At 40.2% G+C, this 12,974-nt stretch carries 6 protein-coding genes and 1 pseudogene; 5 read left to right on the top strand and 2 right to left on the bottom strand.

Annotation, left to right across the window (positions count from 1 at the left end; genetic code table 11):
* Positions 1-223: 223 nt before the first annotated feature.
* Both OCU78_RS09535 and OCU78_RS09530 read right to left on the bottom strand, forming a co-directional pair.
* Positions 224-2,848, bottom strand: a complete 2,625-nt coding sequence (locus OCU78_RS09535; protein ID WP_137374609.1) for a putative Ig domain-containing protein — start codon at positions 2,846-2,848, stop codon at positions 224-226.
* 966 nt (positions 2,849-3,814) lie between these two features.
* Entirely contained in the window at positions 3,815-4,660 is an 846-nt protein-coding gene (locus tag OCU78_RS09530) for a hypothetical protein (protein ID WP_137374608.1), read from the bottom strand.
* Between the two features lie 388 nt (positions 4,661-5,048).
* Here OCU78_RS09530 and OCU78_RS09525 point away from each other — a divergent pair, with 388 nt between their 5' ends.
* The 5 genes and pseudogenes from OCU78_RS09525 (at position 5,049) to OCU78_RS09510 (ending at position 12,549) form a co-directional block, all read left to right on the top strand.
* Complete coding sequence (locus OCU78_RS09525) at positions 5,049-9,791, top strand: Lcl domain-containing protein (RefSeq protein ID WP_206383707.1); 4,743 nt, start codon at positions 5,049-5,051, stop codon at positions 9,789-9,791.
* Between the two features lie 46 nt (positions 9,792-9,837).
* Positions 9,838-10,218, top strand: coding sequence for a four helix bundle protein (locus OCU78_RS09520; RefSeq protein ID WP_137374607.1), 381 nt, complete (start codon positions 9,838-9,840; stop codon positions 10,216-10,218).
* A 193-nt stretch (positions 10,219-10,411) separates the two neighbouring features.
* Positions 10,412-10,486, top strand: a pseudogene (locus OCU78_RS22975) (hypothetical protein); the annotation flags it as partial.
* On the top strand, positions 10,458-12,056 hold the full coding sequence (locus OCU78_RS09515) for an RNA-directed DNA polymerase (RefSeq protein ID WP_373367631.1): 1,599 nt from the start codon (positions 10,458-10,460) through the stop codon (positions 12,054-12,056). The pseudogene OCU78_RS22975 and the gene OCU78_RS09515, both read left to right, overlap by 29 nt.
* Positions 12,049-12,549: an Lcl C-terminal domain-containing protein gene (locus tag OCU78_RS09510; protein ID WP_137374605.1), complete on the top strand. Its 501-nt coding sequence runs from the start codon at positions 12,049-12,051 to the stop codon at positions 12,547-12,549. Before OCU78_RS09515 ends, OCU78_RS09510 begins: the two co-directional genes overlap by 8 nt.
* Positions 12,550-12,974 lie beyond the last annotated feature (425 nt).

The raw sequence follows: 12,974 nt of genomic DNA, 5'->3' as shown, positions 1-12,974 counted from the left end.
TATAGTATCGAAAATTCCGCATATCACTTTAAATCGTAAACTTTGCGGCAGAAGCAAGAAAACCCTCAGTGGCGCAACACAAAGGGCTTTACCTGAAACCCAATCTCGACACTGAATAGCCGAAAAGGAAATTAAAATGCAAAAACTCACTCGAGATCAAGCGGATTTAAAAGCTAAACGCCGGTAGCAGCTAAAGTGACCGTTTAATTACTCAGTAAATAGCTCATTTTTCCACTTTAAACACGTATATTTTAGATTGTATTGCGCCATGAGATATATGATTTCCTAAATTGAGAACATCGTAAGCTGGATCTTGTAATATGCTCAACACTGAAAGGCTTTGGTCAATTGGAGCAACGTTTGTTAACGCTAAGGTTTCAATTATTTCAGTGAGCTGACCACTTCCTCCTTGCACATTAAATATAACTAAGCGACCTTCTTCATATTTCCAATTAGCATTGATTTTCTCATCACCACCTTCTCCATTGTTGATCGTAAGCGTGACATGCTTTCCTTTTTCTGTTTGTGTAAAAGAATACGTTTCATCGTGACCAATTAATTTAAATGCGCTGACATCTTGAGTCCATGTTTTTAAGGTAGACTCTAAATTCTCGAATGGATCTGCATTAGAACTCTTTTTACACATATTAACAGCGTTTTGAAAATCACTGATTCGTGATAACTGTTCAGGTTGATCTTGTTCGTCAAAATTTGAATCAAATTGGTCACATTTATAGACACCTTGATATTTAATACGCAACATCAGAGGTTCCATTTTATCTCGGTAAATAGGGGCTAAATCAGTCGTAACCGCATAGTAATGCCCGTCAATGATTTTTCCATCTCGTATACCAGTTAAATCAGAAAACACTACAGTTGGTTGCTTTAACTCATTGATATTGCAACCTTGTGATTTCACGGTGTAACCAGTTTCGTCAGAAATATATATATTGCTATAAATCTTGTTTATCTCTTCACAGCTTAACGATTTACTAAAAGTAATCGATACACTCGGTTCTTGATTTAAGCCTGGATATCCATTGAGTTTAACACTAGCATCGCCGGAAATGTATTCATTCTCCTTCCACACTAAGTACTGGTACGCCGCACCACTAGCGTCGAGATGCTCATCAACATGTTTGAAATTTGTAAAGAAGTGTCTTACCCACGTACTTTCATTCGTTCGACCTTTTGGTTCTTCATGTACAAGGTACCCATTTCCTTCATCGATGGGATGGAGGATAGTAAAATCATCAACAACCGTATTTCCATTATCGAGTGTGGTTGCCGTCAACGTCTCGCCATCAATCGTATAAGTACCAACATTTTCTATAGGCTCTTCACAGGTAAACGGAGTTTCGCTCTCTAATGAAAAATAAATTGTCTTATTTTCAAATTTAACCGATCGGCAGCGTAAGTTCGGATGCTCTCCGGAATCGCTGCTGTTATGAATTTGATAAAATACAGTCCCTTCTAACGGATGATTGACCGTGATACCTTGGTCTTTAACCGTCAGTGGAATAGTAATTTGACTCCCTTTACTGTGTTCGATATCCGTAGCAGTAATAGTGATGTCAAGATTACCTGATTGAATAGGCGTACCACTAATTTGGAGTTGCTGTTGGTTAATTGATACATTCAAGCCATTCGCTTTTGGTGCGGTAGTCACTGTATAAGTAATCACATCTCCATCTGGATCGGTAAATATGTCGTTAAGTGAAAAAACTTGCTCAGGAAAATTAATGCCTTTGACAAATTCTAACGCTTTGATGTCAAATATAAATTCTTCTGCTTGTGTAGGGTTTAGGACTGGCGCTTTATTTGAGGTTATTAGTGTCAATTTAAATGGGACAGGACGAGATTTTGCGCCATTACTATCGATGACATAAATATGAAAAAGATAATTTCCCGCTTTATTTTGTTGAATACCCGAAATAATACCTTCGTCAGAGATCGTCACATGAGGTTGGTCACCTGTTAGTGATTTGATTTTAAACGTAAGCTTGTTAGCATCTGAATCTGTGAATTTGAGTTCGACACTTCGATCAATTTGTAGCATCTCTTCTCCATCAACAATCGATGCTTCGTAAGGTTCTAAATCATTTCCAATAAATTTAGGTCGATGATTAATTGCAGGCACTAGGGTGCCATCCTCTTTTACTGTAGGCTGGATATCTTGAAGATCTACCAATTTATTAATGTCTTTAATTTGTTCGGCAATTGCTTTCACGAGGTTTAATTGCGTTGCAGCAGCGTAGTTTGACTTACCTTGAGCATCAACTAATGCTTCGCCGATAATTTCGAGTTTTTTACTTTTAACTTGCTGTTCTGGCGTTAAGGATTGCGCAGAGGCGAGGTAATCACCAAATGCTGTTGTTTCATCAACGTCTATGCCACTATCTTGAATGGCTGCAAGTAAATCCTTTTTTACTTCTTCTGCGGTTAACCTATCATTGATGGTCAATATATCAACGACGAGATTAGTGAAAGGGGTAACGACTTTCGATCCTGCGGGGGCTTTAAGAATAAACTCTTTTTCAACTACGCCGCGCGTTAAGTCTATGGCTTCACCGGCTTTTGCTGTAACGCAAATTCGTTTATTTTGATAAACGGTATCAACATCTAATTTACCTTGCTCATTAGTCATGCCCAATGTTTTATCGCAGGTATTGTCTTGATTGGTATCTACCAAAACTTCTGCGTTATGTAGGTATCCATCAATTGCAGTGACGGAAAACGTTGTTGATTTGGGCTCTGAGTCACTGCCACCACAGCCACTTAAAAGAGCAGCGGTAATTGCAGGTGCTAAAAGCGTTTTTTTATGTTGATATAGCCAAGATGTTGTCATGAGTATTCCTATATTTTTTGTAATTTATATTTATTGATGCCGAGCGATCGGCAAGCCATGAATTTTTATGGTTAAACCTTGACCGCGATATGGTCTTTCACTATTTCCTTACACTTACAATTAGTCACTGTTTTTGTTAATTCATTGAATTACACCAGGCAGCATATCTGGTAATCATCAATGGGCTCAAGCCATGCAGGCAGACTCAACAAAAAAGTCGATATATAGTTTTATATGATTGATAAATAAGTAAATGGAACAGGAGACTTACGATACAAATTGGAAGGTTTGGTCTTGAAAATTTGATAAGATAGAATGAATAATGGGTAAGGTTAAAGCTATCAACAAGAGAGGTAACTAAACAAGTGGATATTGGTGAATCTACCCTCTATTTGAGGTAGAGAGAACCAGAATCGTTTCAAGATAAGGATCGCTAATCTCATTGATATCACGCTAGAGCAAGCAAAAGAAAAGCAATTATTAAACAAGCGTCAGATAATCAAAGCACTCCTCCTCAAGACTGTGTATCTAATAAGAATAGCGCTCTAATAGCGAAAAAATTCCCTCTAAAAACGCCAAGTCTCATTTTCTCGTTATCAGAAAATACTTTTGATAGGATTAAGCATTGTCATGCGACTTCTAATGAAGGTGACAAGTTAGGAGGGTATTGTGTTAGCAAGTTATCGCTGCTTTTCGTGTTAATATGGCTGCAGATATATTACTGAGCATGAACCTACAGCAAAGATCTACACGCCCTAGTCATATGATGCGAGTTTTACCTGAACTCGAATTAGAAAACGAAACCCAATGAGCAATCAATGCGTATGTCGTTCTAATTTAAGCATCAAAATAAGAAGAACTAAAAGTAGCAGAGATCTGCTTAATGTCTTATGTACAAGAGTGTTAGCTTAGTCCAACAAACGTCGAAGAGTCATATTTAGTGTTGTAACAAAGCCACTGCAACTCCTAGCGTTTTAATTTGACACGACCAATAGCAAAAGGGCCATCTGATATCGGATCTTCTTCCGTGTGCTGTGAGACCCAATACCCGTTAATGGGACCCGAACGGGGCAAATGAAGTATTAATGTGCCAATCCAGCTCTCTTGATTAGCTTCATCTTCAATTGCATAAATCAACGCAGCGGTATCTCCAATGTGAGTACCACTAGCAGAAAAAATGGCTGTTTTATCGACTTCACCGCCTTCTAGAAGAGAAGACCATTCGAGAGTACCTGTCATTTCTATTTTTTCACCACGGGTTGTAGTTATCAGATCGATCAATTTGTAGTTATACAGCTTCGAATGCAGGTCAAGCGCTTGCCCTAGTTCATTGGCATCAAGGTCTTCTGCATAGCCCTGAAAAGTTGAATTAAATTCAACTGGTAGTAACCATTTTTGGAAAACAGGAACTGCTTGAAGAATACCCGATATAAATATTGCAACTAATAGCGCAAAACTAACAAAGCGAAAGTAGGAATTAGATCGATTTAGAGAAGATTTTTTCTCTATTAGAGCGCTATTCTTATTAGATACACAGTCTTGAGGAGGAGTGCTTTGATTATCTGACGCTTGTTTAATTATTGCTTTTTCTTTTGCTTGCTCTAGCGTGATATCAATGAGATTAGCGATCGCCAATAACTCCTTATCTTGAAACGATTCTGGCTCTCTCCACCTCAAATAGAGGGTAGATTCACCAATATCTACTTGTTTAGCAAATTCTCTTGTTGTGAGCTTTCGCCTTTTTCCATTTCTTATTCCATCTGATCGATATTGCTGGACAATCTCCTCCAACTCTGTACGAGACTTTTTCAATTTAGTTCCTTTTTATCAAGTATTTAAAGCTATATAGACACTATAAGTATGAGCGATGTGGCATTGCTTGAATATATCAATAAGTGCCGGATATATTTGCCACTGCTATCTAATAAATTATCAAAAACAGGAATCGATTGTAAGTATGGTGACAGGAAATAATGATGCTTGTTGAATTACATATCGACTATCGCTTAAGTGGCTGTAAGAGAGATGGAATACAGTCGTACAAAATCAAGTTGAGGTGACGGGGGCTAGAAAGCACAATTTGATTGACCGACAAAACACTACGGATGAAAACTATCCATTTCGGATTCGGCAGCAGTTAATGGAAACATAGCCTGATATTACGTCGATTGTTCTGGATTTACCTTTTCAAGGGAGAAAAATGAAATTATTCAAATTGATAAGCTCGTTACTATTTATATTTATGTTAACGGCCTGTGGTGGGGAGAGCTCACCAGAAAGAGAGAACAGAATCCCCTTTGTTAATGCTGGAGATGATTTTACTGTAGTATCATCCGAAACCGCCACTTTTAGTGCTAGTGCCTCAGACCTTGATGGTACGATAGATAAAATTGAATGGGTGCAACAACTGGGCCCAAATGTAAATTTGTCAGCAACCGATACATTAACTGCGAGTTTTGTCGCGCCAGTAGTAACAAAAGATGAAGTATTAACGTTTAAAGTGACTGTCACTGATAATAATGGCGCTAAGAATAGTGATTCAATCAATATAACACTAACAAATAACGTATTAACAAGCGTCCCCGAAATATTAACAGTTACCAGTGTTAGCACAAGCGCAGTGAAATTAGCTTGGTATGAAACCGAATATCTTACTGATGTGACTTATGAACTCTATGCAGAAACGGAAAAAGGTTTTGACTACACTACCAAGCAACCTAAAGTAATAACTTCCAATGTTAATGAAGCGGAGATAGCTAACCTAGTAGCGGGCCAACAATACTACTTTTTAGTCGTTAGAACCTATAGTGGGCAAGCTTATCCTAGCCTACTTTTTGCACACCAAACCTCATCTATTGAAACAGTATTACAGCCTAACATTACACTAAATACACCAATGGATAATGGCTTATCAAAAGCAACTGTACTACCAAATGACAGTTTTGAATTCTCTAAGCTTACAGCAACAGAGATACCTAAAGCAGGTGATATCATTATTGGTAAAACAACTAATGATACAGCATACCTACGTAAGGTGACTGCAGTGACTGACAACACTGATAAAATCACTGTTGTCAGTGAAAAAACGTCGCTTGATCAATTGGTTTCTCAGGTTGAAATTAACTCAACATTGCTGATGAATGCGATACCGATTGCAAAGGCTAAGTCTAAATATGCTGGTGCAATGAAGCAAGCTCAATCAGGTTACCGTTCAAGTGGTAACCTATTACATGCAGAGCAGGTTAATTATATTGAAGAAGCTGAAATATCCTCCGCCTTTAAGAGCCGCTTGCTTGGAGTAAGTGCTAGTCAACCATCCAAGTCTTCACGTTCAACAGATGGTTTAGAGGTTGACTGTATTGAGAGAAATGGCGTTACATTATGTGGTACCACAAATGTTGTGATCAAAGCTTCAGATAACCTCATCCTCAGTTATAACGTAAAACTAAGTGATGCAATAAAAGATAAAAAATATGAACTTATTTTAGAACCACTTAACCCTAAGAAACTTAAAAAATTAGAATCACTTAAACCTAATGAATCGAAGTCCTGCAAATATGAAAAAGGCGCATTAACGGTATCAAAAACCAATGACGACCGCCTAATTTTCAAAGCACAGTCAGATAAGATTAAGGGGGTTTGTAATTACAGTTTTGTTTTACGTGCAAAAGTAGATGGTACACACTTTGTAGACAAACGCATTAGTGTTGATGTGATGGAAGAAAAAGCTGAAGCGGGACAAAATTTACAAGTTTCAGCAACTGCCGATTTTGATATGGGTATGGATGTTCTATTTGATTTTGAGCCAAAGCTTCAGACCAAGCTTATGCTTGAAGGTAAAAAAATAACAGAAGCAGAAGTGATTGCTGACGTCGACCTGTCATTGATGGTATATGCGCAATTTCAAGCAGCAGCCGAAGCCAAAGCAAATAAAGACTTTAAATTATTCAAACGAACTTTTGTGCAAGTTTCTCACGCTGGGCTTGTGCCTATCTATCAGCGAATTACTTTAAGCTTAGATGCGAAAGCATCCGCGGAGGTAAGTGGGCAGGTTACTGCTGCAGCCGTGGCTAAAGCCTACTCTAATATTAAGTTCGGCGTTAGGTTATGTACCACGGGCACAGACCCTTACTCTAAGGAAGACCCTGAAACAGGTAAACTCGCGCCTTGTGAAATTGGCAAATATTACCCTGTCTCTTCTAGTGAGTTTGACAAAGAGATCACTGTTTCTATTGATGGGTCAGTAGAGGCAACTGCTGAAATTCGTTTAATACCAACACTTGAAGTGAGCTTTTATGAAGTAGCAACAGGCACGTTATCAATGCAACCTTGGTTAGATATGAATTTTGGTGCTCAAGCCAGTGCTCAGTTACCACTGCTAACAGGTCTTGATGATGATGTTTACCAATATCAACTCACTACATTGAACTCAAACCTAGGCTTAGACCTTTACACAGGCATAAATTTAGACTTTCTGTTTGTTGAATTTAACCCCATTGAGTATGGCAAAAAATGGACGGGTAAATACACTATTTACTCACTGCCGCAATTAGAGATTGAGTATTTAACTAATCGAACGGAAGTAGAAGAGAGGAACGGGGTTACTGGTCGACTCTTTACCGTAAAAGGTGTAGTCAACGACTCGGGTAAAAATAATGAATTTAATGATGAGAGTGCCGGGTTTGATGTGGTGCCACGAGATGGTATTGAGTATGAACCATTACAAATTATAGTACCCGGCAAAGCGTATCAACAAAGCTTCTGGCTACCAGATGAGTTGCCTGTGCCTGGTTCAAATGAAACAAAACCAACCGTGGAGTCATTAGATGTTTACTTTTCTGGTTGGGGTAACCTTGGAGCCTTCGCAAGGCGTTATGTAAAAACAGCCATCAACGTCAGTGATGATGTTGATGAAGATGGTTTATCAGATAAATGGGAAAATCGTTTCTTTGAATCATTACAATATGCTGCGAGCGACGATGTAGACTCTGATGGTTTAACCAATTTACAAGAATTTGAACTAGGCACCTACCCGCAAGTATGGGATTCCGATAGAGATTGCTTGCCAGACGGCTGGGAAGATACAAACCAGCTCAATCCACTGTTTAATGATGCTAAGCTTGACCCTGACGCCGATGGTTTAAGCAATCACCAAGAATTTTTAGGTGAAGATAACATTCATATTAATAGCAGCAGCTTTTGTTCAAACCCGAAATCCATGACTAGTGATACACCCAATACAGAGGGTAGAAACTGGTTAAATGGTAACGATGCAAGCGTTAATGCCAGTGATCCACAAAACCCTGATTCTGATAACGATGGGTTAAGTGACGGTTGGGAAAAACACTATGGATTTAACTTTACGCTAGCAATAAATGAAAACAATAATCAATGTGATCTTGACGAGTTAGACTTATTGGCAAATCCTGCCCTATGTGATGCTGATGGTGATGGCTTATCAAATTTGCTTGAGTTCCAAATAGGAGGCAATCCCAAGTCATTAGATACAGACAATGACAAGATGCCGGATAGCTGGGAGTATCAAAATTCGTTTGACTTGTCGAACGAATCTGATGCTGGGCAAGATAAAGACCGAGATGGTTTTTCAAACCATGAAGAGTTCGTTAACAAAACTGACCCAAGTCGTATCGATTTAGGGGTAACGTATGCCTTTGTTAATGAATTAACGCAGTTGCAACTTAACTGGCCGAACTTTGTAAACAGTTTAAATGATTTGTATAGCGTCAAAGCATTATTTATTACTCGCTCGCCGACATTTACTGAAGCTCAAGCCGGTTTTAATGCGGAGTATCAAGCAATTGTGTTGGATATGAGCCAGAGCCAAACAAGCTTTTTAGATGCACAAGCACCTGAAACAGGGGCGTATTCTTACCAATTGGCAGTGCAGTTCGCTGACGATGTGATAATCACCGCCAATAGCATCGCCATTGAGCCTACCACAAAACCACAGTTAACCGTTGACGCGCCAAATCAAGCGAACTTTGCGCAGCAGGTGCGAGTGACATTAAAATGGTCCGCAAGTAGCCAGTCAACAATCAGCAGCTATAGCATTGTTGAACAAGCAAACTGGGCCTTTGATGAAAGCAGCATACAGCTTGATAGCGGTGGTGAAATAACCTTCACTACACCAGATAAAGGTGAGGCGACAACACTGGGTTTCACTGTGTCTGTAAATAACGACAAAGGTTTAACCAACACACAGTCATTTACCATTAACTTAGTGGAGCAAGTCGTGATTATTGCCACCGGCAAACTCAACGACACAGGCATCACCACCTGCTCTGATGCTTTAAATAATGGCCTTAATTGCCCTGTGACGGGTTATGAGGGGCAAGATGCTGAGCATGGGCGCGATGCCTTAGCGGCTAAAGGAGCATTAAGCAAAGTCGGTGCAGGGGCTGGTGGTTTTGACTTTACGAAGCTTGATACCAATGGTCATCCCCTGTCTGCGAGTGCTTCAAGCTGGTCTTGTGTTAAAGATAATCACACCGGGCTAATTTGGGAAGTGAAAACCACAGACGGAGGCTTGCGTGATAAACAGCATACTTACAGTTGGTACAATAGCTCGGGGATTAACGATGGTGGCTATGCGGGCACGGAAAATAATGGCAGTTGTGTTGACAATGAAAATTGTGACACTGAAAAATATGCCTTACAAGTGAATAATCAGGGCTTATGTGGGAGCAACGACTGGCGTTTGCCAAACAGAGAAGAACTGCGTTCGCTGGTTGATTACGGCGCTTCTTATCTTGCGATAGAGACTGATTATTTTCTTAATACGGAGTCCACTGTTTTCTGGTCCTCCTCGCCCTATGCGGGCAGCAATGGCGGCGCGTGGTACGTCTATTTCTACGGTGGAAACGGCGACTGCGATAACAAGGGCAACAGCTTACATGTTCGTCTTGTGCGCGGCGGACAGTGATTTGGCGCGCAGCGCTTTGGTGTTTTGCTGTGTTAAGGAGTAAAAGATGAATTATCATCAACTACCAATATGGCGACAGTCGCAAGGATTACTGCTCGCAGTAGAGGAGTCTGTACGACAATTTTCTCGTTACCATAAATACACTATCGGGGATGAGTTAAGGCAAACTGCGTTGCGATTATGTAAAGCGATTCATCGCGCCTTTACTCGCCACAGGAGTAAATTAAAATTGGTGCAAACGGTGAGTGAGTTGATAGATGATTTAAAATTTCAGTTGCAATTGGCAAAAGAGTTAAAAGCATTTAACGGCTTTGCTCAATTTCAGCAACTGACCGAATTGGTTGTCAGCTTGGGTAAGCAAGCGGGCGGTTGGTATAAAAAAACACGAGCAGAATATTTACAAGGTAACAGTTTGCCTGATAAATAGTGTCTCAAATCACTGTGCGCCTAACTCACCTATTTAGTGTGTTTTGTAATAGGTATAAAAACGACCCTATTCTACCTATTGGATGAAAGCGGTTAATTTAAGTAGATAGGTCATTGGAAGCTAGGGGGAAGACCACTTAAAATGGTCCTCCTCGCCCTATGCTAACAACAATAACAACGCGTGGAACGTCAATTTCAACAATGGAAACGACAACAACAATAACAAGAACAACAACAAACATGTTCGTCTTGTGCGCGGCGGAAAGTGACGTGCAGGCCGGTGAACACGCAGTGAACGCAGCGATGCGTACTAGCGGTAAACCGTGCTATGCGTATTTTAATTTGCAAGCTATTGACAGAGCCTACCGTCAATGTAGGAAAGGCAAACAAAATACGATTGGTGCCTGTTTATACCAAACCCAGCTACTAGACCATCTGGTTACTACCCGAGATAGTTTGCAAGCCTTATGCTGGCAGCCAAAACCACCAATAAGTTTTGTGGTGACCAAACCGAAGGCAAGGGAGGTTTATGCCGCTCAATTTGAAGACAGGGTGGTACACCACCTCTTGGTTAATGAATTAACGGGTCTATTAGACGCGCAATTTATTTTTGATGCAGCGTCAAACCGTAAAAACAAAGGCACGCATTTTGCTGTTAACCGCTTGCAGTATTTTATGCAACAACTTGATGGTCGAGGTTGGTTTTTGCAGTTGGATATCGCTAACTTCTTTAATAGTGTGTCAAGACCCATCTTACTTAACTTGCTTAATAAGCACTTAACTAAGCAAATTAAGAAGAACAACCTGACGACAGAAAAATCGCGACACTTGTATTGGTTGTGCCTGCAAATTATCGGGCAAAAAGTGGAGGTTGAATGCGCTATAAAGTTGGGGGGTGAAAATGAATTTGCTAACGTGCCAGCACATAAAAGATTAAGTAATGCGCCGCTTGATACGGGGTTGCCAATAGGCAATTTAACCAGTCAATTTTTTGCCAATATTTATATGAACGAACTCGACCAATTTATTAAGCACCATCTTAAGTGTCGCCATTATGTGCGTTATGTTGATGACTTTATTCTTTGTCATCAGAGTAAAGCACAGCTACAGAAGTGGCAAATGGAAATTGAGAAATTTCTTGAGCAAAAACTGGCGTTGTCATTAAAAGAGGAAAAAATACTTGCCCCATTGACACAAGGTGCAAATTTTTTAGGTTACATTATTAAACCTTATTACCGCTTAGTGCGAAAACGCGTATTAGGTAATTTGCATGAAAAATTGAAGCAATCACAGCGGCGGCTCAAACCGTCTCTACATCAATGGGACTTTCAACCTGAACTTGTGCAAAACTTGCAGGCGGTAGTCAATAGTTATTGGGGGCACTTTAAACATGCTGACAGCTATCAGTTAAAGCAAACCTTGTTTAAGCGCTATGCTTGGTTGAACTTATTATTTTCTTGCCCGCAACAACTATGCCCGGCTTGGTATCCGCCCAACGTGCGTAGTTTTGCTAGTCAATGGTACTATTTTAAACAACGATTCCCCACTTTCGTATTATTGATGCAGTGTGGAAACCAGATCGTGATAGAGCGTCGCCATGAAAAAGCAATGTCTTGTACCTTTAACATATATAAGCATCCTCGCTTAACTAATTTAATACAAATACCGATTAGTCAATTAACGCAGGCATGCCACGCTTTAGCGCAAGGCAATCTTGCATATCTATTTTGTGATGAACAAGGCCATCTAAAAAATGGCTTGAAAAAACGTTGTTTACGCGTGTTATTTAACCCAAATGTGAATGCTAATGACCTACCGACAGGACCTTTAAATGAATAAAATACCATTAACCCTATTATGTTGGTTATTGCCCTTAAACGTAATGGCAACGTGTAATGATGCCATTGATAAATCAACCCCTGACAGTCGCTTTACTGTCAATGGGGATGGAACGGCGACAGATAAACAAACGGGGTTGACGTGGATGCGCTGTAGTATTGGGCAAACATGGAAAGCCGGCAGCTGCATAGGGAGCGTATCAGGCCATACTTGGCAACAAGCGCTTACCCTTGCTAAGGCGCATGCTTTTGCGGGGGAAAATGACTGGCGGCTGCCTAATATTAAGGAGTTAAACTCGATTGTCGAGGTAAGCTGTATAAATCCTGCGATAAACTCGGTTATATTTCCCAATACCGCTTCAGATTATTGGTCCTCCTCGCCCTATGCTCACGACTATGACGGCGCGTGGAACGTCAATTTCTACTTTGGTTACGACTACTACGATAACAAGAACGACGACTTTCATGTTCGTCTTGTGCGCGGCGGACAGTGATTTGACGCGAAGCGCTTTGGTTTTTTGAACAAAAGCGAGGACTCGCGATGCTGCATGGCTTTGTTGAGGCGTTTAAACTTCAACCCAAGATCAGGCTTTTGAGTCTCTCAATGTCATAGAAATATAGAGAATCAACCGTAATATTGGTCAAAACACAGTGATTCAGTGCTTGCTGGCGAGTGTTTTTTGAGCGTTTCAACAGAACCACTCTAAAACTAGCGTCGTGTTTTTTACCATTTCTTATGAAAATACGGTGATAGCGATAATGTCTGTCTGAACAATTCACTATTGCGTAACGGTCGAAATTAAGCGGTAAACGATCGTCATAGGATGACCGTCAGGTATCAACACCAGTATGGGAAATCGACTGGTTTGTTTTGCTACTGAATCATTACGTTAACGCGCAATGGGGCAAAAGCTTGTTA

Origin of the sequence: Vibrio gallaecicus (assembly GCF_024347495.1) — a bacterium.
GTDB lineage: Bacteria > Pseudomonadota > Gammaproteobacteria > Enterobacterales > Vibrionaceae > Vibrio > Vibrio gallaecicus.
Note: the sequence above shows the minus strand (reverse complement) of the source record. Positions and strands in the feature narration are given on the sequence as shown.